The organism is Streptomyces sp. NPDC048436 (genome assembly GCF_043200355.1).
Classification (GTDB): Bacteria; Actinomycetota; Actinomycetes; order Streptomycetales; family Streptomycetaceae; genus Streptomyces.
On record NZ_JBICXP010000001.1, the window covers coordinates 287,840 to 308,446 of the forward strand.

The 20,607-nt window shown below is 69.3% G+C and carries 16 protein-coding genes; 5 read left to right on the plus strand and 11 right to left on the minus strand.

Annotated features, from left to right (window positions below):
• Window positions 1–5 precede the first annotated feature (5 nt).
• On the plus strand, window positions 6–929 hold the full coding sequence (locus ACGFX9_RS01360) for a hypothetical protein (RefSeq protein WP_393463149.1): 924 nt from the start codon (window positions 6–8) through the stop codon (window positions 927–929).
• 45 nt (window positions 930–974) lie between these two features.
• Here the strand turns inward: ACGFX9_RS01360 and ACGFX9_RS01365 are convergent, their stop codons facing one another.
• The 3 genes from ACGFX9_RS01365 to ACGFX9_RS01375 all read right to left on the minus strand — a co-directional run bounded on the left by ACGFX9_RS01365 (window position 975) and on the right by ACGFX9_RS01375 (window position 4,267).
• Window positions 975–1,862: a pentapeptide repeat-containing protein gene (locus tag ACGFX9_RS01365; protein WP_393463150.1), complete on the minus strand. Its 888-nt coding sequence runs from the start codon at window positions 1,860–1,862 to the stop codon at window positions 975–977.
• Between the two features lie 439 nt (window positions 1,863–2,301).
• Entirely contained in the window at window positions 2,302–3,969 is a 1,668-nt protein-coding gene (locus ACGFX9_RS01370; RefSeq protein ID WP_393463151.1) for a DEAD/DEAH box helicase, read from the minus strand.
• Window positions 3,970–4,063: 94 nt separating this feature from the next.
• Window positions 4,064–4,267 carry a cold-shock protein gene (locus tag ACGFX9_RS01375; protein WP_160504463.1) on the minus strand — a complete coding sequence of 68 codons (204 nt, stop codon included), beginning with the start codon at window positions 4,265–4,267 and terminating at the stop codon, window positions 4,064–4,066.
• Between the two features lie 381 nt (window positions 4,268–4,648).
• On the opposite strand from ACGFX9_RS01375, the gene ACGFX9_RS01380 reads away from it, so the two are divergent.
• Together ACGFX9_RS01380 and ACGFX9_RS01385 are read left to right on the plus strand one after the other, a co-directional pair.
• Complete coding sequence (locus ACGFX9_RS01380) at window positions 4,649–5,596, plus strand: tyrosine-protein phosphatase (protein WP_393463152.1); 948 nt, start codon at window positions 4,649–4,651, stop codon at window positions 5,594–5,596.
• 29 nt (window positions 5,597–5,625) lie between these two features.
• A complete protein-coding gene (locus ACGFX9_RS01385; RefSeq protein ID WP_393465510.1) occupies window positions 5,626–6,357 on the plus strand; it encodes an SDR family NAD(P)-dependent oxidoreductase in 732 nt (243 codons plus the stop codon).
• 87 nt (window positions 6,358–6,444) lie between these two features.
• Here ACGFX9_RS01385 and ACGFX9_RS01390 read toward each other — a convergent pair whose 3' ends face one another.
• Together ACGFX9_RS01390 and ACGFX9_RS01395 are read right to left on the minus strand one after the other, a co-directional pair.
• Window positions 6,445–7,542 (minus strand): hypothetical protein, encoded by a 1,098-nt coding sequence (locus ACGFX9_RS01390; RefSeq protein ID WP_393463153.1) that lies wholly within the window; start codon window positions 7,540–7,542, stop codon window positions 6,445–6,447.
• Between the two features lie 14 nt (window positions 7,543–7,556).
• Window positions 7,557–7,775: a hypothetical protein gene (locus tag ACGFX9_RS01395; RefSeq protein WP_393463154.1), complete on the minus strand. Its 219-nt coding sequence runs from the start codon at window positions 7,773–7,775 to the stop codon at window positions 7,557–7,559.
• Window positions 7,776–7,888: 113 nt separating this feature from the next.
• Between ACGFX9_RS01395 and ACGFX9_RS01400 the strand changes: the two genes are divergently transcribed.
• On the plus strand, window positions 7,889–8,788 hold the full coding sequence (locus tag ACGFX9_RS01400; protein ID WP_393463155.1) for a chitosanase: 900 nt from the start codon (window positions 7,889–7,891) through the stop codon (window positions 8,786–8,788).
• A 33-nt stretch (window positions 8,789–8,821) separates the two neighbouring features.
• Here ACGFX9_RS01400 and ACGFX9_RS01405 read toward each other — a convergent pair whose 3' ends face one another.
• From ACGFX9_RS01405 to ACGFX9_RS01430, 6 genes are all read right to left on the minus strand, one after another.
• A complete protein-coding gene (locus ACGFX9_RS01405) occupies window positions 8,822–9,655 on the minus strand; it encodes a carbohydrate ABC transporter permease (protein WP_393463156.1) in 834 nt (277 codons plus the stop codon).
• Entirely contained in the window at window positions 9,652–10,644 is a 993-nt protein-coding gene (locus ACGFX9_RS01410; protein ID WP_393463157.1) for a carbohydrate ABC transporter permease, read from the minus strand. The genes ACGFX9_RS01405 and ACGFX9_RS01410 overlap by 4 nt, the downstream gene beginning before the upstream one ends.
• 19 nt (window positions 10,645–10,663) lie before the next feature.
• Window positions 10,664–11,965, minus strand: a complete 1,302-nt coding sequence (locus tag ACGFX9_RS01415; RefSeq protein ID WP_393463158.1) for a sugar ABC transporter substrate-binding protein — start codon at window positions 11,963–11,965, stop codon at window positions 10,664–10,666.
• A gap of 275 nt (window positions 11,966–12,240) precedes the next feature.
• Window positions 12,241–13,701 (minus strand): glutamate synthase subunit beta, encoded by a 1,461-nt coding sequence (locus ACGFX9_RS01420; RefSeq protein WP_393463159.1) that lies wholly within the window; start codon window positions 13,699–13,701, stop codon window positions 12,241–12,243.
• On the minus strand, window positions 13,694–18,274 hold the full coding sequence (gltB, locus tag ACGFX9_RS01425; RefSeq protein WP_393463160.1) for a glutamate synthase large subunit: 4,581 nt from the start codon (window positions 18,272–18,274) through the stop codon (window positions 13,694–13,696). The genes ACGFX9_RS01420 and gltB overlap by 8 nt, the downstream gene beginning before the upstream one ends.
• Before the next feature lie 343 nt (window positions 18,275–18,617).
• A complete protein-coding gene (locus ACGFX9_RS01430; RefSeq protein ID WP_393463161.1) occupies window positions 18,618–19,349 on the minus strand; it encodes a VIT1/CCC1 transporter family protein in 732 nt (243 codons plus the stop codon).
• A gap of 245 nt (window positions 19,350–19,594) precedes the next feature.
• On the opposite strand from ACGFX9_RS01430, the gene ACGFX9_RS01435 reads away from it, so the two are divergent.
• The gene (locus ACGFX9_RS01435) at window positions 19,595–20,584 is read left to right on the plus strand and encodes an ADP-ribosylglycohydrolase family protein (protein ID WP_393463162.1); all 990 of its coding nucleotides are present in this window, start codon (window positions 19,595–19,597) and stop codon (window positions 20,582–20,584) included.
• The last annotated feature ends 23 nt before the right edge of the window (window positions 20,585–20,607 follow it).

The window sequence follows — 20,607 nt, forward strand, 5'->3', positions numbered from 1 at the left end:
CTGGCGTGACGGACGGCGGACCGGTGGTACATGGCTATCCCCACCTGGAGACGGTGCGCTCCGCCATCACCGCGCTCTACAAGCGCCTCTCGTACGACACCGTCCACACCTTCGACACCAGCATCGCCCCGGCCGACGTCGCCTTCTGCGACCAGGACGATCTGCATCTGGGCGTGCAGCGGGTGGCCCGCGAGATGGTGCGGCACCTCCGGCTGCCGGACGCCCGCATGATCGTCAGCTTCCGCGAGATGGAACACGCGGCGTACGTCGAACTCGCCGCGGGGCCCGAGTACTTCATCGAACTCAACGACCGGTTCCGTACGCACCGCAGGGACATCGGCGCGGCGCTCGCCCACGAAGTCATGCACGTGTATCTGCACCGGCTCGATCTGGCATTCCCCGGCACGCGCGACAACGAAATCCTCACCGATACCGCCACGACCTATCTGGGGGCGGGCTGGCTACTGCTCGACGCCTATCGGGAGGACGGCGTCTCGTCGCAGAAGCTCGGCTATCTCACGCCGGAGGAGTTCGGATACGTACTCGCCAAACGGGCCATTGCCTTCGGTGAGGCACCGGAGACGTGGTTCACGAGCGCGCAGGCGTACACCGCCTATACGAAGGGCCTCGCGCAGGCCCGGCGCGACGAGCAGCAGCCGCCGTTGACGGCTGCGGGGTGGGCGGGGCGGAGGCGGTACGCGAAGGATCGGCGGTCGGCGGAGGGGCGGGGCTCCGGTGGAGCGGCGGCGGGGGCCTCGCTTCGGGACGGCGGGGTGTACTCGTTCTCCCGCGGGCCAGGCGGGGCCGCCGAGCCTCTGCGGGTCTCGTTCCCCTGCCCTACGTGTCAGCAGCGGATCCGGTTGCCTGCTCAGGGGCGGGTGCGGGCGCGGTGTGGGGTGTGCCGGACTGTGCTGGAGTGCGATACGTAAGCCCCTGGCTTTCTGCGGCCTTGGTTCCCCTCAGGCCCAGTGCTCTCAGCCCCAGTGCGCGGGGCGGGCCAAGGACGGCGGCAGTTTCGTCTCCGCGTCGCCCTTTGCCGCGTTCACCTGCGACTGGGTCAGGAAGATGCTGCCGGTGAGATCGGCGCCCCGCAGGTCCGCGTCCCGGAAGTCCGCGCCGATCAGGTCGGTCTCGCGGAGGTCCGCGCCGCGGAGGTCGGCGGCGATGAGGTACGCGCCGCGGAGGGTGACGCCTCGGAGGTCGGCGCCCTTCAGCCTGGCGCCGAACAGGTCGGCTCCCCGGCGGTCCTTCTTCTTCCGGCGGATGCCCTCGCGGACGAGTTCGCTGGTGCGCAGGAGGAGGACGTTGACGTCCTCGCGGTGCGTGGCGACGTCCGTCTCGGCGATGGCGGCGGGGGTGCCCTGGGTGAGTCGCTCGGTCTTTTCCCGTGCGCGGCTGAGTTCCGCTTCGATCGGGCCGGTCTGTGGGAGCGTGAGCGCTTCCGTCAAGTACCAGAGCAGTTCGTGGAGTTGGCGCATCACCGGGAAGACGTCGAACATCTGGCGGGCGGTGTCCGGGTCCTGTCGCCAGTCGGTGCCGTCGAAGGTGGTCTGGGAGACCTTCTGGCCCGCGCCGAAGCAGTCGTAGACCGTGCAGCCCGAGAACCCCTTCTGGCGGAGGTTCTGATGGATGCCGCAGCGGGAGTCCTGCTGGAGGTTGATGCAGGGGGTGCCGGCGGGCTTGTTGACGGGGAAGTCGGCGGACTTCGAGAGGGTGAGCGCTACGCAGCAGAGGCCGAAGCAGTTGCCGCAGTCGGCGCGGAGGTCTTGGCGGTCGTCGGCGGCCAGGGGTAGCAGCGTGCGCTCGGGCTGACGCTCGCGCTCACGCGGGGGCTTGTGCCGCGGCTTCGACTTCTCGGCCATGGGGGGCCTCCTCCTCTGTGCTCCGGTTACTGGTGGCGGATCCCCCGCCGACGCGGCCCGTCTTGGGGGCGGGGCCGGGGTGCGGGGTGACAGGGGTGCGGGGTGACCGGGGTGCGGTGCCTGTTCGCCTGTGGGGCGGGGCCGCGCCGGTATGTCCGTCCTCGCCATCACGGTCCGAACGCCGGGCCACTCCGGCTCCGGAGTCCGGCTCACCGTGCTCCGGGCAGACATACCGACACGTCCCCTCGCGAGCGCTGCCGACTGCGACCGGGTGGGGGCTGCCCGCCCGCGAGCACCGCGGGGCAATCGGGCGGGTGGGCGGGAAAGGTCTGTTCGGTGCGGGTGGATGCGGGGCAATCGGGCGGGTGGGTGGGAGAGGCCCGTTCGGCAGGACAACCCCCGGGAGCTGAAAATCCCGGCGGCACCCCCGCCCCCGGGGCTACGCGGCCCGGCGCCCCGCGCCCCCGCGGCCACGCCCGCCCCCGGCACCGGCACCGCTGCCGCCGCCCTGCGGCTGGGACCTGGACTGGCCCTGGGACTGGGACCGGGTCCTGGACTGACCCTGACCCTGGCCCTGGGACTGCGAGCGAGTCCTGGACTGACCCTGGCCCTGGCCCTGGCCCTGCGAGGCCTGGCCCTGGGTGGTCGACCCCTGGGGGCGGGAGCGACGCTGGCCCCCACCACCCTGCCCGGCAGGACGCCGCCGCCCCCGCTGCGGCGAAGCCTGCTGCTGCTGCGGGACGTCGATGACCACCGGCACCCCGGACGGCTCCCGCGCACCCGTGATCCGCGAAAGCTCCTCGTCCGTGGACTTCACCCGCGCCGTCCTCGGACTGATCTCCGCGTCGGACATCAGCCGCGTCATCTCGCGCTTCTCGTCCGGCAGGACGAGGGTGACGACGCTGCCGGACTCCCCCGCGCGTGCCGTACGGCCGCCGCGGTGGAGGTAGTCCTTGTGGTCGGTCGGCGGGTCGACGTTCACGACCAGGTCGAGGTCGTCGACGTGGATGCCGCGCGCCGCCACGTTGGTGGCGACCAGCGCGGTGACCTGCCCGGTCTTGAACTGGTCAAGGGTCCGGTTGCGCTGCGGCTGCGAACGGCCGCCGTGCAGACCGGACGCCCGCACACCAGCGGCCAGCAGCCGCTTGGTGAAGCGGTCCACGGCTCGCTTGGTGTCCAGGAAGAGGATCACCCGGCCCTCTCGGGCGGCGATACGGAGGGCCACTGCCTTCTTGTCGGTCTCGTCGGCGACGTACAGAAGGTGGTGTTCCATCGTCGTGACCGCGCCCGCGGACGGGTCGACCGAGTGCACCACCGGGTCCGTCAGGAACATCCGGACCAGACGGTCGATGTTCTTGTCGAGCGTGGCGGAGAAGAGCATCGTCTGGCCGCCCTGCTCGACCTGCTTCAGAAGCGCGGTGACCTGCGGCATGAAGCCCATGTCGGCCATCTGGTCGGCCTCGTCGAGGACCGTCGTGCGCACCTGCGAGAGGTCGGCGTCGCCGCGCTCGATGAGGTCCTTGAGGCGGCCGGGGGTCGCCACCATGATCTCGGCGCCGCGGCGGAGCGTACCCGCCTGCTTGGTGATGGAGAGGCCGCCGACCACGGTCGACATCCGCAGGTTCACGGACGTCGCGTACGGCGTCAGCGCGTCCGTCACCTGCTGCGCGAGCTCACGCGTAGGAACCAGGACGAGGGCGAGCGGAGAGCGCGGCTCGGCGCGGCGGCCCGCGGTGCGGGCGAGGAGCGCGAGGCCGAAGGCGAGGGTCTTGCCGGAGCCGGTACGGCCGCGGCCGAGGATGTCACGGCCGGCGAGGGAGTTGGGGAGCGTGGCTGCCTGGATCGGGAAGGGCTCGGTCACGCCCTGCGCGGCCAGCGTCTTCAGGAGGGCCTCGGGCATGTCCAGGTCGGCGAACGCCTCGACCGCGGGGAGTGCGGGCGTGGTGCTCTCGGGCAGCGCGAATTCACCGCCGACGGGCTTGGCCTTGGCGCGGCCGGGCTTCTTCGCGGCGCCCTTCGCCTGGCCGCCTCCGGCCACCGGGGCCTTTCCGCGTGCGTTCGTGGAGCGCCCGCGGGCAGGACGTGCGGGGCGTTCGGAGCGATTCATACGGAAATGCCTTCCTGGACCTGGTGACAGCACAAGCCGGGACCCGCACCTTCCTGGTGCGGGCCCCGGCTATGAGGTTCGCGTGCTACGACGATCAGGCGGGAACGATGTTCTCGGCCTGCAGGCCCTTCTGGCCCTGCGTGACGTCGAAGGAGACCTTCTGGCCCTCGAGGAGCTCACGGAAGCCCGAGGACGCGATGTTCGAGTAGTGGGCGAAGACGTCGGGGCCGCCGCCGTCCTGCTCGATGAAGCCGAAGCCCTTTTCAGCGTTGAACCACTTAACGGTGCCAGTTGCCATGTCAATCTCCTCAACAGGGGCAGAAAAGGAAAACCACGGAATTGTGGATTTCCAGCGCTGCAATGACCCCCATCCCGGAGAGACCGGAAGAAAACAATAGTGCGCCCTCGGAGCGTTCCCGTCAGGCGCACACAAAGTTCATGGGTACCAAAACTGCGACGCATAAGCCTAACACGGACGAGGGACGCGATGCTTCCGGGCCTCTCGCGCCGCATGGGGGCCGAAGCGGAGCCCCTTACTCCACTCGGCAGCACCACCCCCGGCCAGATACCTGCCCCACGCATCTTCCCTGTGTCAGGGCGCCCCGCTACCTTCCAACCAAACAATCGCTTGGTTGAGCGACGAGTGGCCATGGCGACCGCTACCGAGGAAGGCGGCCCAATGCGCATCACCCGCACCCGTACGGCAGTCGGAGTCGCGATCTCCGCCCTCGCCCTGGGCACCCTGCCCGCCTGGGCGGCCCACGCCGAACCCACCGCTCCCGAGCGAAGCACGGCGCGGCACGCACCGCACCACTCCCGCCCCGCATCCGACGGGGTACGCCTCATCCCTCTCCAAGGCGCCGTGAACGTAAGGGACTTGGGCGGCTACCGCACCTACGACGGCGAGCGCGTCCGCTACGGGCAGGTGTTCCGCGCCGATGCCCTTGCGAAGCTCACCGACGCCGATGTCGCCACCCTCGCCGGGCTGCGTCTGAAGAAGGTCGTCGACTTCCGGGTGCCCGCCGAGGTCCAGTACGACGGGGCCGACCGGCTGCCCGCCGGGCTCGCCGTGACGTCACGGGCGATCAGCGACAACGGCCTCTTCGCGACGCTGATGACCGTGATCGGCTCCAGGGACCCGGTCAAGCAGGAGGAGATGCTCGGCAACGGCAAGGCGGACGCTTTCATGCGCGGCGTCTACCGCACCTTCGTCACCGACGACTCGAACCGCGCGCAGTTCGCGGCGACCCTGCGCGACATCGCGCGCGGCGGCGACTCGTCACCGCTGCTCTACCACTGCACGGCCGGCAAGGACCGTACCGGCTGGACCAGCTATCTGCTGCTGCGCGCCATCGGCGTCCCCGAGCAGACGGTCGTGGGCGACTTCCTGGCGTCCAACACCTACCGGGCCGCGTACGACGCGAAGGTGCGCGACGGCCTGAGGCAGGCCGGTCTGATGCAGAATCCCGATCTGCTCATCCCGCTCCAGGAGGTCCGCACCGGCTATCTGGAGGCGGCGCTGACCGAGGTGAGGCAGAAGTACGGCAGCCTCAACGGCTATCTGACGAAGGGGCTCGGACTTGACGCACGGACGATTCTCGCGCTGCGGGAGCGGATGGTCGGCTAGGGCGTGAGCGAGGCTGGAGGGGTGACGTGATCTCTTACGGACTTGAGGGCAAGGCTGTCCTGATCACCGGCGCGGGCCGGGGCCAGGGGGCCGCGGAGGCGCGGCTCTTCGCCGAGGCCGGGGCGCGGGTCGTGGTCACGGACGTGCGGGAGGAGGAGGGGCGCGAGGTCGCCGAGTCCCTTGGTTCGCAGGGCCTTTTCGTACGTCATGACGTCACGGACGCCAAGAGCTGGTCGTCGGCCGTGGCGGCCGGGGTGGAGGCCTTCGGCCGCCTGGACGCCCTCGTCAACAATGCCGCGCTGTGGCGGACGGCTTCCGTGGAGCACGAGACGTACGAGAACTTCGAGACCCTGCTCCGGGTCAATCTGCTGGGTCCCTTCCTGGGCATCCAGGCGGTGCTGCCCGCGCTGAGGGAGGCGGGCGGCGGTTCGATCGTGAACGTGTCGTCGACTGCTGGGCTCGTGGGGATACCGGGGCATGCGGCGTACGGTTCGACGAAGTTCGGGCTGCGGGGGCTGACCCGGTCCTCGGCGCTCGACCTCGCGGGGTACGGGGTGCGGGTCAACTCCGTTCACCCCGGGGCTGTTGACACCCCGATGATTTCCGCGGCCTCCGCGGGGCGGGACTGGTCCCATCTGCCGCTGGGCCGGATGGGACGCCCCGAGGAGGTGGGGGAGCTGGTCCTCTTCCTTGCCTCGGAGGCGTCGTCGTACATCACGGGGGCGGAGTTCGCGGTGGACGGGGGGTCGACGGCGGGGTGAGGGGGCGGACGGGCTGGTTCTCAGCCCGTCCGGCGTTTGAGGACGAACTCGGCGGAGCCGGTGATGACGGCATGCAAGGCTCCGGGCCTACGCCTGCCCCTGAAACGCCGGCAGCTCAAAGATCCGCGTCTTCGCGTCGTCGTCCATCAACTCGACCAGCGGCATGACCAGTTCCCACAGGTCCCGCTTGTCCACCTCCAGGGCAAGCGCGTCCAGGTCAGCCGCGGGCAGCGCCCCCGCAGCGTCGGCGACCACCTTGCGGGACTCCTCCGGCAGCAGCTCCACCAGCGGCAGGAACTCCGCCCACAGCCCCGTCACCACCACCGCCCGCACGACCCCGCCCAGCACCTCCGCGTCCCGCAGCGAAGGAAGCACCGCGACCGCCCGGCGTTCCTCCTCCCCGAGGAGCGCGACCAGCGGCAGCAGTGACTCCCACAGGTCCTGTTCCGAAACCGTCGTGACCAGCGAGTCGAGCCGGTCCTGCGGCTGCGCCGCCGCAAGCGAGGCGATGCGGGAACGCTGCTCTCCCGTCACCATGCCGGCGACGGCCAGCGCCTCGGGCCACAGCCCCTCCCCCGACGCCGAGGCGATGACCGAGGCGAGCCGCTCCGCGCCCATCAGCTCGATGATCTGGCCGAGCCGTTCGGGGACGTCGATCGTGAAGCCGGTCCGCAGGACCGCGGCATCGTCCACCTGCGGCAGGATCCGGCTCAGCGCGGAGTCCCGGAGGTAGCCGACGAACCGGCCCATCGTCAGGTAGTCGCCCCGCTCGGCGAGCGCCACCGCGATCCGCACGACCAGGCCCTCGTCGAGCCGGTCGACGATGCCCTTGATGCGGCGCGGGTCGAGGTGTCCGCACGACTCGGCGGTGAAGGCCACCGGCAGTTTCTCGATGATGTCGGCGGCCCGCGTCGGTTCGAGGCGCCCTGCGACCCCGGCGGCGAGCCGCGGGCCCAGGGCCTTCTGCGAGATCGCGGCGGCGACCCCGGCGGGCACCAGCTTCGTCGCGGACGCGATGCGGTCCAGCATCTCGGGCGTACGGTCGAAAAGCGCCGCGACGCATTCCTCGCGGAAGCGGCGTACGTCGTCCACAGGCAGCGTCTGGAGGAAGGCGAGCTCGGCCGGCTCGACGTCCAGCAGACGGGCGATCTTCAGGGTCTCCGCCCTGCCGCGTAGCTTGTCCATGGCCCACTGCCTCCCTATCGGAACAGAATCCGGCGGACCGGACCGCGTGCGAGCGCCGGCACCAGTTTCAGCGCCTCCTCGGCGGCTTCGTTGAGGCCTGCGGCCCGCTTCTGGCGCTCACGCCGCAAGGCATCGGCGAGCGTGGCGAGCTCTTCGGGCGCCAACTGGCCGAAGGACTCCGGTGGTTCGTCCCGCAGCTCCTTGCCGAGCTGCTCCCGCGCTTCGGTGCTCATAGGGCCTCCCATGACCGGGTACGGCTCCCGAGACTGATGCGAAATTGACTATTAGTCAATAGAGCAGGATCCGGAAGGCGCGCTACCGCACAACCGCACGTAATCTTGGCCGAATGAAACGTGCAGGCCTCCTTCTTCTCGCCGTCGCCCCGCTCGCCACGGTCGCCGTCTACCTCATGGGCGGGGACTCGGACAGCGGTGACGCCGCGGGCGGCCAGAAGGCGCCCGGCACCCAGCGGCCCTACGACAAGGACAAGTCGTCGGCCGAGATCAAGGCCGACGACGAGCTGATCGCGGACCTCCCCGCGGGGCTCGCGGCGCCCGCGAAGAAGGATCTGGCCCAGAAGCTGATCGCGAGCGCGGAGAACTCCACGCTGAACTGGCGCGGGCAGTACGGCTACATAGAGGACATAGGCGACAGCCACGGCTACACCGCGGGGATCATCGGCTTCTGCACCGGTACGCACGACCTGCTCACCCTCGTCGAGCGGTACACGAAGGACCACCCGGACAACGGCCTCGCCCGCTATCTGCCCGCCCTGCGCAAGGTCGACGGCAGCGACTCGCACGAAGGCCTGGACCCCGGCTTCACCAAGGCCTGGAAGGCGGAGGCCGACAAGCCCGCGTTCCGCAAGGCCCAGAACACCGCGCGCGACCGCATCTACTTCGACCCGGCGGTCCGTCTCGCCAAGCTCGACGGGCTCGGCACGCTCGGGCAGTTCATCTACTACGACGCGATGGTGCTGCACGGCCCCGGCACCGGACCGAACGGCTTCTACGGCCTGCGCGAGAAGGCGCTCAAGGAGGCGAACACTCCCGCGCAGGACGGCAAGGAGAAGGCGTACCTCGACATCTTCCTGGACATCCGCCGCACGGCGATGAAGTCCGAGAAGGCGCACCACGACACGACACGCGTGGACACGGCGCAGCGCCAGTTCCTCTACGACGGCAATCTGGCCCTGAAGACGCCACTGACGTGGAAGGTGTACGGGGAGACGTTCAGGGTTCCGTAACCAGACCCGTGGCCCTGAACGCCCCCCCGGGGCTCAGCCCTTCACCGCTCCCGCCGCCAGGCCCGAGCCCAGCTTCCGGTGCACGATCACGAAGAAGATCATCACCGGCACGGTGACCAGCGTGGAGCTGGCCATGACAGGACCCCAGGCCGTGGAGTTCTCACCGAAGAACTGGTAAATGCCCACGGCCGCTGTGTATTTGTCGCTGCCCTTCATGAAGGTGTAGGCGAACACGAACTCGTTCCACGCCGTGATGAACGCGAAGATCGAGGTCGCGACAAGCCCGGGCGCCACCAGCGGAAGCAGCACCGACCGGAACATCCGGAACCAGGACGCCCCGTCGATGTACGCCGCTTCCTCGACCTCCTTGGGCACGGTCTGGACGAACCCGCGCAGGGTCCAGATCGCGAAGGGGAGCGATAGCGCGATGTAGACGATGGTCAGGCCGATCAGGGAGTTGAGCAGTTCGTAGTCCCGCATCTGGATGAAGAGCGGGATGACCAGGGCCTCAAGCGGCACCATCTGCACGATCAGGACCATGATCAGTACGGAGGTGCGGAACCGGAACTTGAAGCGGGCCACCGCGATGGCCGCGAAGAGCGAGAGCACCCCGGCCGCCAGGACCGTGCCGAAGCCGACGAGCGCCGAGTTCAGCAGGTACGTACCGAAGTTGCCCTTCTCGAACACGTAGGTGAAGTGCTCGAAGCTGAGGCCGCTCGGCAGCACGTCCGAGCCGCGCGTGACGGCCTTCGGGTCGAGTGCCGTGGAGATCATCCAGTACACGGGGAAGAGCGTGAAGAGCAGCAGCGCGGCGACCGCCACGGGCAGTCCGACGCGTGCGGCGGGTGTCGTACGGCGGGCCGTCACAGGTCCTCCTCCCCCTGGCGGAACAGCGTACGGATGTAGACGACGGTGATGAGCAGGAGCAGCAGCGTGAGCAGGACGGCGGCGGCCGCTCCCGTGCCGTAGTCGTTCTTGGCGAAGGCCTGGATGTAGGAGAAGACGCCCAGGTTGTAGACCTCTTCGTTGGAGCCGTCACCGCCCGGCATCAGATAGATCTGGGTGAAGACCTTGAAGTCCCAGATGGTGGAGAGGATGGTCACCACGAGGAAGACGGGCTTGATCGTCGGCAGCGTGATCTTCCAGAACCGCTGCCAGGCGTTGGCGCCGTCCAACTCCCCTGCTTCGTAGAGTTCCTTGGGGATCGTCATCAGGCCCGCGAGGACGGTGATGGCGACGAACGGGAAGCCGTGGTGGACGACGTTCAGGGTCGCGATCGCGTAGAACGGTCCGCGTTCGGTGAACCAGTTGGTGGTCTCCGGGTCGATCAGGCCCATCGAGCCCGCGATCTGGCTGACCATGCCGTCCTGCGGCTGGAAGAGCCAGATCCAGACGTACGTTCCGGTGACGGCAGGCATGGCCCAGGCCGCGAGGATCGCGATGGAGCAGATCAGCCGCCATACCGGGCCCAGGCGGTTGAGCAGCAGCGCGACGAGCGTGCCGATCGCGACGGTGAGGCCGACGCAGGCGATCGCGAAGAACGCCGTGTTGGGCAGCACCGTCTGCCACAGGAGTTCGCTCGTGAGCAGGTCGGAGTAGTGCTCGAATCCGATGTACGTGCCCACGCCGCCGCCGAACTTGACGGCGTAGTCCTGCAGCGAGAGCTTGCCGACCTGGATCAGCGGCCAGAGCAGCAGGCCCGCCAGGACGAGGAGGGAGGGGGCGAGGAGGACCCAGGGGCGGGTGAGGGTGATGAGTTTCTTGCGGCGGCGGGCCGCCTCGGCTCCGCCGTCCGCCTGCCGGGTGACGCGGCGGGCCGATGTCTTCGGCCCGCCGTCGACGAGCGTGTCTTTCACAGTGCCGACTCGTCCTTGCCTACTTGTCCTTGGCGAAGATTTCGTCCATGTCCTTGGCGGCCGTGTCCGCCGCTTCCTTGACGGACGACTTGCCGGTGAGGATCGACTGGACCATGCGGGGGATGACCTTCGACGCCTGGATCTCTCCGTACGCCTTGGTCTTGGGGACGGTCGCGCCGGCCTCCAGCATCTGCTTGGCGAAGGGCTCGACCAGCGGGTCCTTCTTCGCCTCGATCTTCTTCAGCTCGGAGTTCTGACCGGGGAAGTAGTTGGTCTGTTCGGCCCACTTGGCGGCGAACTCACCGGTGGTCAGCATCTTCACGAACTCCCAGGCGAGTTCCTTCTTGTCCGTGTTGAACGTGGACAGGTAGGAGCCGCCGAGGAAGGACTTGCTCATGCCGCCGTTCTCACCCGGGATCGGCACCGCGCCGAGCTTGCCCTTGAGGTCCGGCTTGGCCTCGATGATGGCCTTCGGGGTCCAGTTGCCGTTGACGGACATCGCGATCTCGCCCTTGCCCCAGGCGTCGCCGACCTCCTTCTCCGTCCAGGTGTTGACCTTGGCCGGGGAGACCTTGTCCTTGGTGGCGAGGCCCGTGTAGAACTCGATGCCCTTGATGGCCTCTGGCGAGTTGATGCCGGACTTCCACTTGCCGCCGGACTCGGTGGCGAGTTCACCTCCGGCGCCCCAGATGAAGGGGGTCGCGAACATCTCCGCGCCGCCCGCCACCGGGAAGGAGACCATCTTCGGCTCCTTCTCCTTCAGCGTCTTGGCGGCCGCCTTGAGCTCCTTCCAGGTGGTCGGGGGCTTCAGGCCGTGCTTCTCGAAGATGTCCTTGCGGTAGACGATGCTGCGTACGCCCGCGTACCAGGGCATGCCGTACTGCTTGCCGTCCAGGGTGCCCGCGTCCTTGAGGCCCGCGACGAGGTCGTCGTTGAGGCCGGACTTCTTGACCTCGTCGGTGACGTCGACGAGGCCGCCCGTCTCGGCGAACTGCGGCACCCAGGTCGTGCCGACCTCGGCCACGTCGGGGACCTGGTCCTCGCCGCCCTCGATGGCGGTCGTGAACTTCTTCTGCGCGGTGGCCCACTGCTGGTACTCGACGTGGATCTTGGCGCCGGTCTTCTTCTCGAAGGCCTTCCCGGCCTCGTTGAAGAAGGGCCTGGCGTCGGGGTTGGTCCCCTCCATGATCCATACGGTGAGGGTCTTGCCCTTGCCGTCGGTGGCCTTGCCGCCGCTGTCGCTCCCGTCATCGCTGCCGCATGCCGTCGCGGTCAGTCCGAGCGTCATGGCGATACCTGCCGCGATGACCCGTCGCTTCATGCCGGCCCCCTCATGGGTACGTGCTGCTTCCTGCGCCGATCCGTTTGTGGGAGCGATTGTGGGCACAGGGGCTCGGCGCGGTCTAGACCCATTCGGCTAAGGGGGCCGAAACGTAATTTGCGTTGCACGCAATGAACGTTGCACGGGGCGGCGGCCCGGGAACGCCACGACGCCCGCCCCAGTCCGGTCGGGGACAAGGCGGGCGTCGCATCAGTTCCGTACGCCGTTGTACGGGACGTATGAGGGGTTGTCGTACGAACTCTACGAAACCTGGATCAGACTGTCAGAGAACGGTCCGTCGGGCGGATCGGGGAGTGAAGATCACTCGCACCGGTGAGGAAGGTGTCCACTCCCCGCGCGGCCGAGCGCCCTTCGGCGATCGCCCAGACGATGAGCGACTGGCCGCGGCCCGCGTCACCGGCGACGAAGACGCCGGGCACGTTCGTCTGGAACTCCGCGTCGCGCGCGACGTTGCCGCGCTCGTCGAGGTCCAGGGCGAACTGCTCGACCAGGCCGTTCTCGCGGTCCGTGCCCGTGAAGCCCATGGCGAGGGTGACCAGCTGGGCCGGAATCTTGCGCTCCGTGCCGGGCTTCGGGGTCAGCTTGCCCTCGATGAACTCCACCTCGGTGAGGTGCAGGGACTGGACGTTGCCGTCCTCGTCGCCCTCGAAGTGGGTGGTCGAGACGGCGTAGACCCGCTCGCCGCCCTCCTCGTGCGCGGAGGTGACCTTGTAGAGCATGGGGAAGGTCGGCCAGGGCTGGTTGGCGCTGCGCTCCTCTCCCGGCCGCGGCATGATCTCCAGCTGGGTCACGGACGCCGCGCCCTGGCGGTGCGCCGTGCCCACGCAGTCCGCGCCGGTGTCGCCGCCGCCGATGACCACGACGTGCTTGCCCTCGGCGGAGACGGGCGTGGTGACGTAGTCGCCTTCCTGGACCTTGTTGGCCAGGGGCAGGTACTCCATCGCCTGGTAGATGCCCTTGAGCTCACGGCCGGGGACCGGGAGATCACGTGCCATCGTGGCGCCCGCGGCGATCACCACCGCGTCGTAGCGGCGGCGCAGCTTGGCCGCGTCGATGTCGCGGCCGATCTCCACACCCGTACGGAACTTGGTGCCCTCCGCGCGCATCTGCTCGATGCGGCGGTTGATGTGGCGCTTCTCCATCTTGAACTCGGGGATGCCGTAGCGCAGCAGGCCGCCGATGCGGTCGGCGCGCTCGTACACGGCGACCGTGTGTCCTGCCCGGGTCAGCTGCTGGGCGGCGGCAAGGCCGGCCGGGCCCGAACCGATGACCGCGACGGTCTTGCCGGAGAGCCGCTCGGGCGCCTGCGGCAGCACGTCGCCGGTGTCCCACGCCTTGTCGATGATCGAGACTTCGACGTTCTTGATGGTGACGGCGGGCTGGTTGATGCCGAGCACGCACGCCGACTCACAGGGAGCCGGGCACAGGCGCCCGGTGAACTCAGGGAAGTTGTTCGTGGCGTGCAGCCGCTCGGAGGCGGCCGACCAGTCCTCGCGGTACGCGAAGTCGTTCCACTCCGGGATCAGGTTGCCCAGCGGACAGCCCTGGTGGCAGAACGGGATACCGCAGTCCATGCAGCGCGACGCCTGCTTGGAGATGATCGGGAGGAGGGAGCCGGGAACGTAGACCTCGTTCCAGTCCTGGACGCGCTCACCGACCGGGCGGGTCTGCGCGACCTCGCGGCCGTGATTCAAAAAGCCCTTGGGATCAGCCATTGATCGCCGCCTCCATCATCTTCTCGGTGATCTCGGTCTCGGAGAGACCGGCTCGCTCGGCGGCGTCCTTGGCGGCGAGCACTGCCTTGTACGTGCTGGGGATGATCCTGCTGAAGCGCTCGACGGAGGTCTCCCACTCGGCGAGCAGCTTCTCGGCGACGGTCGACCCCGTCTCCTCCTGGTGGCGGCGCACGACGTCGTGCAGCCACTTCTTGTCGGAGTCGTCCAGGGGTTCGACGGCGCCCACGTTGCCGGGGTTGACGTTGTCCCGGTCGAGGTCGATGACGTACGCGATACCGCCCGACATACCGGCCGCGAAGTTACGGCCCGTCTCGCCGAGTACCACCGCGTGGCCACCGGTCATGTACTCGCAGCCGTGGTCGCCCACGCCCTCGGACACGACCGTCGCGCCGGAGTTGCGGACGCAGAAGCGCTCGCCCGTGCGGCCACGGAGGAACAGTTCGCCACCGGTCGCGCCGTACGCGATGGTGTTGCCCGCGATCGTCGAGTACTCGGCGAGGTGGTCGGCGCCGCGGTCGGGGCGGACGACGATACGGCCGCCGGAGAGGCCCTTGCCGACGTAGTCGTTGGCGTCGCCCTCCAGGCGCAGCGTCACACCGCGCGGCACGAAGGCGCCGAACGACTGGCCCGCCGAGCCGGTGAAGGTGATGTCGATGGTGTCGTCGGGCAGGCCCGCGCCACCGAACTTCTTCGTCACCTCGTGGCCGAGCATGGTGCCGACCGTGCGGTTGATGTTGCGGATCGCGACCTGCGCGCGGACCGGCTGGGCCTCGGTCGCGCCGGACGCGGAGAGCGCGTCGGCGGCGAGCTTGATCAGCTCGTTGTCGAGCGCCTTCTCCAGGGCGTGGTCCTGGACGGCGATCTGGTGGCGCGCCGCGCCCTCGGGCAGCGACGGCACGTGGAAGAGCGGCTCCAGGTCCAGGCCCTGCGCCTTCCAGTGGTTCACGGCCCGCTCGGTGTCGAGGAGTTCGGCGTGACCGACGGCCTCCTCGATGGTCCGGAAGCCAAGATCGGCGAGGATCTCGCGGACCTCTTCGGCGATGAACTCGAAGAAGTTGACGATGTACTCGGCCTTGCCGGAGAACCGCTCGCGCAGCGCCGGGTTCTGCGTGGCGATGCCGACCGGGCAGGTGTCCAGGTGGCAGACGCGCATCATGACGCAGCCGGAGACGACGAGCGGCGCGGTCGCGAAACCGAACTCCTCGGCGCCGAGCAGCGCGGCGATGACGACGTCACGGCCGGTCTTGAGCTGGCCGTCGGTCTGTACGACGATGCGGTCGCGCAGGCCGTTGAGCAGCAGCGTCTGCTGGGTCTCGGCGAGGCCGAGCTCCCAGGGGCCGCCCGCGTGCTTCAGGGAGGTCAGCGGGGATGCGCCCGTACCGCCGTCGTGGCCGGAGATGAGGACGACGTCCGCGTGCGCCTTGGAGACACCGGCGGCGACCGTGCCGACGCCGACCTCGGAGACCAGCTTGACGTGAATCCGCGCCTGCGGGTTCGCGTTCTTCAGGTCGTGGATCAGCTGGGCCAGGTCCTCGATGGAGTAGATGTCGTGGTGCGGCGGCGGGGAGATCAGGCCCACGCCCGGCGTCGAGTGACGCGTCTTGGCGACCCACGGGTACACCTTGTGTCCCGGCAGCTGGCCGCCCTCGCCGGGCTTGGCGCCCTGGGCCATCTTGATCTGGATGTCGTCCGCGTTGACCAGGTACTCCGAGGTCACACCGAAGCGGCCGGACGCGACCTGCTTGATGGACGAGCGGCGGGCCGGGTCGTACAGGCGGTCCGCGTCCTCGCCGCCCTCACCGGTGTTGGACTTGCCGCCCAGCTGGTTCATGGCGATGGCGAGGGTCTCGTGCGCCTCTTGGGAGATCGAGCCGTACGACATGGCGCCGGTCGAGAACCGCTTGACGATGTCGGCGGCCGACTCGACCTCGTCGATGGAGATCGAGGGGCGGTCCGACTTCAGGTTGAACAGGCCGCGCAGCGTCATCAGGCGCTCGGACTGCTCGTTCACGCGGTCCGTGTACTTCTTGAAGATGTCGTAGCGGCGGTTGCGCGTGGAGTGCTGCAGGCGGAAGACCGTCTCCGGGTCGAAGAGGTGCGGCTCGCCCTCGCGGCGCCACTGGTACTCACCGCCTATGTCGAGCGCGCGGTGCGCGGAGGCCACGCCGGAGACCGGGTAGGCCTTGGCGTGCCGGGCGGCGACCTCCTGTGCGACGACGTCGATGCCGACTCCGCCGATCTTGGACGTCGTACCGACGAAGTACTTCGCGACGAAGTCCTCCTGGAGGCCGACGGCCTCGAAGACCTGCGCGCCCCGGTAGGAGGCGACGGTGGAGATGCCCATCTTGGACATGACCTTCAGGACGCCCTTGCCGAGCGCGTAGATCAGGTTCCGGATGGCCTGCTCGGCCTCGATACCCGGGAGGAACGTGCCCGCGCGGACCAGGTCCTCGACGGACTCCATCGCCAGGTAGGGGTTGACCGCGGCGGCGCCGTAGCCGATGAGGAGGGCCACGTGGTGGACCTCGCGGACGTCGCCCGCCTCGACGAGCAGGCCCACCTGGGTGCGCTGCTTCGTACGGATGAGGTGGTGGTGGACGGCCGCGGTGAGCAGCAGCGAGGGGATCGGCGCGTGCTCGGCGTCGGAGTGCCGGTCGGAGAGCACGATCAGGCGGGCGCCGGCCTCTATGGCGGCGTCGGCCTCGGAGCAGATCTCGTCGATGCGGGCGGCGAGCGCGTCGCCGCCGCCGCCGACGCGGTAGAGGCCGGAGAGGGTCGCGGCCTTCATGCCGGGCATGTCGCCGTCGGCGTTGATGTGGATGAGCTTGGCGAGCTCGTCGTTGTCGATGACCGGGAAGGGCAGCGTGACGCTGCGACAGGTCGCCGACGTCGGCTCCAGAATGTTGCCCTGCGGGCCCAGCGAGGAGTGCAGCGACGTGACGAGCTCTTCGCGGATGGCGTCAAGGGGCGGGTTCGTGACCTGCGCGAACAGCTGCGTGAAGTAGTCGAAGATCAGCCGCGGGCGCTCGGAGAGTGCCGCGATCGGCGTGTCCGTGCCCATGGAGCCGAGCGGTTCGCCACCGGACTTGGCCATCGGCGCGAGGATGATCCGCAGCTCTTCCTCGGTGTAGCCGAAGGTCTGCTGGCGGCGCGTGACGGAGGCGTGCGTGTGCACGATGTGCTCGCGCTCGGGCAGGTCGGAGAGCTCGATCTCGCCGGCTTCCAGCCACTCCTGGTACGGCTTCTCGGCGGCGAGGGCGGCCTTGATCTCGTCGTCCTCGACGATGCGGTGCTCGGCGGTGTCGACGAGGAACATGCGGCCGGGCTGCAGACGGCCCTTGCGGACGACCTTCGCGGGGTCGATGTCGAGGACGCCGACCTCGGAGCCGAGGACGACGAGGCCGTCGTCCGTGACCCAGTAGCGGCCGGGGCGCAGACCGTTGCGGTCGAGAACGGCGCCGACCTGGGTGCCGTCGGTGAAGGTGACACAGGCCGGGCCGTCCCAGGGCTCCATCATCGTGGAGTGGTACTGGTAGAAGGCGCGGCGGGCCGGGTCCATCGAGCCGTGGTTCTCCCACGCCTCGGGGATCATCATCAGGACCGAGTGCGGAAGCGAACGTCCACCGAGGTGGAGGAGTTCGAGCACCTCGTCGAAGGACGCGGAGTCGGAGGCGTCCGGCGTACAGATCGGGAAGACGCGGTCGAGGCTTCCCGGCGTCTCGGCGCCGCCGAAGAGGTCGGAGGCGAGCTGCGACTCACGGGCCCGCATCCAGTTCCGGTTGCCCTTGACCGTGTTGATCTCGCCGTTGTGCGCGACGAAGCGGTACGGGTGCGCGAGCGGCCAGCTCGGGAACGTGTTGGTGGAGAAGCGCGAGTGGACGAGCGCGACGGCCGTGGCGAAACGGCGGTCGGACAAGTCGGGGAAGAAGGGTTCGAGCTGGCCGGTGGTGAGCATGCCCTTGTAGACGATGGTCCGGGCGGAGAGCGAGGGGAAGTACGTCCCGGCCTCACGCTCGGCACGCTTGCGCAGCGTGAACGCCTTGCGGTCGAGCGCGATGCCGGAGTTCTCGCCGTCGGCCACGAAGATCTGCCGGAAGACCGGCATCGTCGAGCGGGCGGTGGCGCCGAGCAGCTCGGGGGCGACGGGAACGTCGCGCCAGCCGAGAACCGTCAGGCCTTCATCGGAAGCGATCGTCTCGATCTGTGAGACGGCGGCGTCGACGGTGCCCGCGGTGTCGACCGGCAGGAAGGCGATGCCGACGGCGTAGGAACCGGCCTCGGGGAGGGCGAAATCAGTGGCCTCGCGCAGGAAGGCGTCCGGCACCTGGAGCAGGATGCCCGCGCCGTCGCCGGAGTCCGGCTCGGAGCCGGTGGCGCCGCGGTGTTCGAGATTGCGCAATACGGTCAGCGCCTGTTCGACCAGCTCATGGCTGGCTACACCGGTAAGGGTGGCCACGAACCCGACACCACAGGCGTCGTGCTCGTTACGGGGGTCGTACATGCCCTGGGGGGCGGGGCGACCATCCATGGGCGACCAGGCGTGCGTACGCATTGGCTCTCCCGTCGTCGTCGTGGAGGGGGGTACTACCTCCCAGGCCCTTGGGGCTCTGGGGGCGCATGAGTGAGGGACGACGTTGGCCCTGGCAAAATTTCGTGCAGGTTACATGATGGAACGCTTCTCGAAAAGCGGATAGCTCATTCCACCATGTGGACACCGCTCAAGTCTGTGGAGAGCGGCAAGGAAGGGACCGATGCGGACAGATCCATGACCGAGGGCCCGACAGCGGCACAGGCCTCATTGCCCGCAGCGCTTACGGCTCATGCCCGCTGGTTAAGGACTCGAAACCGCCGAGTAACGACTACTTATGCATGGCCCCGCATAGGACTGCAAGAGTTCATCCTACGGCGGTACCGAACAAGCTGCCCAGGGCGTACGTCACACCCGCCGCCGCCCCGCCGAGCGCCAGCTGCCGGAGTCCGCTGAACCACCAGGAACGCGCGGTCACCTTCGCCACGACCGCACCGCAGCCGAAGAGCCCGACGAGCGCGAGCAGCAGCGCGGGCAGGAACGTGTCGGCGCCGAGCAGATACGGCAGCACAGGCAGCAGGGCGCCGAGCGCGAAGGCGCCGAAGGAGGAGACCGCGGCGACGGCCGGCGAGGGCAGATCGCCGGGGTCGATGCCGAGCTCCTCGCGGGCGTGGATCTCCAGGGCCTGCTCGGGGTCCTTGGACAGCTGCTTGGCGACCTCGCGGGCGAGCGCGGGCTCGACGCCACGGGACTCGTACAGCTCCGCGAGCTCCCGCTCCTCGTCCGCGGGGTGCTTGCGCAACTCGCGGCGCTCCACGTCGAGTTCGGCCTCGACGAGCTCGCGCTGCGAAGCGACGGAGGTGTACTCACCGGCGGCCATGGAGAAGGCGCCCGCAGCGAGGCCGACCAGACCCGTGACGACGATGGTCTGCTGGGCGACGGAGCCGCCGGCGACGCCGGTCATCAGGGCCAGGTTGGACACCAGGCCGTCCATCGCGCCGAAGACGGCGGGGCGCAGCCAACCACCGTTGACGTCGCGGTGGGTGTGGTTGTCGCGATGCGCCTCGTGCAGCGCCGCTTCGGTCTCGATGATCGCCATGGTGATCCCCCTCAATACTTGGACGATCTCGAAAGTACGCGCGAAAAATCGCTCTCGCCAGCAAGGAAGGCCGTACTTACCTACGCCAGAACCTGGGGCCTTCCGGGGCTTGGGAGGGTGTCGAAGGAGTGATGTCGGCGCCGCGGTGCTCGCGTCGGGGGTGGTGCGTGGCAGGGATGCAGACAGAGACGCCGGCAGCCGCAGCCAGCGATGCGGGCACACGTCTCGGCACCAGGAGGCACAGCATGACGGGCTTGACGGGTGTGACAGAAGTGACGGGCCTCAGAGAGCGGGCGCGCGGCGCGCTGCTCGGCCTGGCGGTGGGGGACGCGCTGGGCGCGCCCGCCGAGAACATGAAGCCTTCCGAGATCCGACGCCGCTGGGGGCGCATCACCGGGTACGTCGCCGATCGCCCGGCGGGCACGGACGACACCGAGTACGCGATCTTCTCGGGGCTGCTGCTCGCGCGGCACGGTTCGGCGCTGACCGTCGCGCACGTGGAGGCGGCCTGGCACGAGTGGATCGCCGACCTCGACGAGGGCCCGTTCCGCGGCGCGGGCTTCAGTGAACGCGGAACGCTGGAGAACCTGCGGAGGGGTCTCGCGGCGCCGATCTCGGCCCAGCACCGGCACGCCTGGAGCGACGGCCTGGCGATGCGGGCCGCTCCCTTCGGGGTCTACGCGGCGGGCCGGCCCGCCGAAGCGGCCCGGCTCGTGGCCATCGACGGCTCGGTCAGCCATGACGGGGAGGGCATCTACGGCGGGCAGGCCGTGGCGGCGGGGGTCGCCGCGGCGATGTGCGGTGCGCCGGTGGACGCCGTGGTGGACGCCGCCCTGTCCGTCATCCCGGAGGACTGCTGGACCTCGCGTTCGCTGCGGCGGGCGGTGGCGGTGGCCCACCGGGGAGAACGCGCGGTGCGCTCCGCCGTGGTGATCGGGGGCTACCCCTGGACCGACCTCGCTCCCGAGGCGGTGGGCCTGGCCTTCGGGGCGTACGCGTCGGCGGCGGGGCGCTTCTCCGAGGCGGTGCTGATGGCCGTGAACATGGGGCGGGACGCGGATACGACTGCCGCGGTGGCCGGGGCGCTGGCCGGGGCGATGTGCGGCGCATCGGGCGTTCCGCCGCGCTGGGCCGCGGCGATCGGGCCTGCGCGGGGGAGCTGCCTTCCCTCTATGCGGGGGCAGCATGTGCTGGACGTCGCCGAGTTGCTTGCTTCTGACCTGGGGGTCTCGTGAGCACCGACTACGCTGCCGCGTCT

Excerpts from the sequence above, each read along its gene's own strand:
- ACGFX9_RS01365 (WP_393463150.1), bottom strand. The coding sequence starts at position 1,862 with ATGGCCGAGAAGTCGAAGCCGCGGCACAAGCCCCCGCGTGAGCGCGAG.
- ACGFX9_RS01400 (WP_393463155.1), top strand. The coding sequence starts at position 7,889 with ATGAAACGTGCAGGCCTCCTTCTTCTCGCCGTCGCCCCGCTCGCCACG.
- ACGFX9_RS01370 (WP_393463151.1), bottom strand. The coding sequence starts at position 3,969 with ATGAATCGCTCCGAACGCCCCGCACGTCCTGCCCGCGGGCGCTCCACG.
- ACGFX9_RS01395 (WP_393463154.1), bottom strand. The coding sequence starts at position 7,775 with ATGAGCACCGAAGCGCGGGAGCAGCTCGGCAAGGAGCTGCGGGACGAA.
- ACGFX9_RS01380 (WP_393463152.1), top strand. The coding sequence starts at position 4,649 with ATGCGCATCACCCGCACCCGTACGGCAGTCGGAGTCGCGATCTCCGCC.
- ACGFX9_RS01375 (WP_160504463.1), bottom strand. The coding sequence starts at position 4,267 with ATGGCAACTGGCACCGTTAAGTGGTTCAACGCTGAAAAGGGCTTCGGC.
- ACGFX9_RS01415 (WP_393463158.1), bottom strand. The coding sequence starts at position 11,965 with ATGAAGCGACGGGTCATCGCGGCAGGTATCGCCATGACGCTCGGACTG.
- gltB (WP_393463160.1), bottom strand. The coding sequence starts at position 18,274 with ATGCGTACGCACGCCTGGTCGCCCATGGATGGTCGCCCCGCCCCCCAG.
- ACGFX9_RS01420 (WP_393463159.1), bottom strand. The coding sequence starts at position 13,701 with ATGGCTGATCCCAAGGGCTTTTTGAATCACGGCCGCGAGGTCGCGCAG.
- ACGFX9_RS01390 (WP_393463153.1), bottom strand. The coding sequence starts at position 7,542 with ATGGACAAGCTACGCGGCAGGGCGGAGACCCTGAAGATCGCCCGTCTG.
- ACGFX9_RS01435 (WP_393463162.1), top strand. The coding sequence starts at position 19,595 with ATGACGGGCTTGACGGGTGTGACAGAAGTGACGGGCCTCAGAGAGCGG.
- ACGFX9_RS01430 (WP_393463161.1), bottom strand. The coding sequence starts at position 19,349 with ATGGCGATCATCGAGACCGAAGCGGCGCTGCACGAGGCGCATCGCGAC.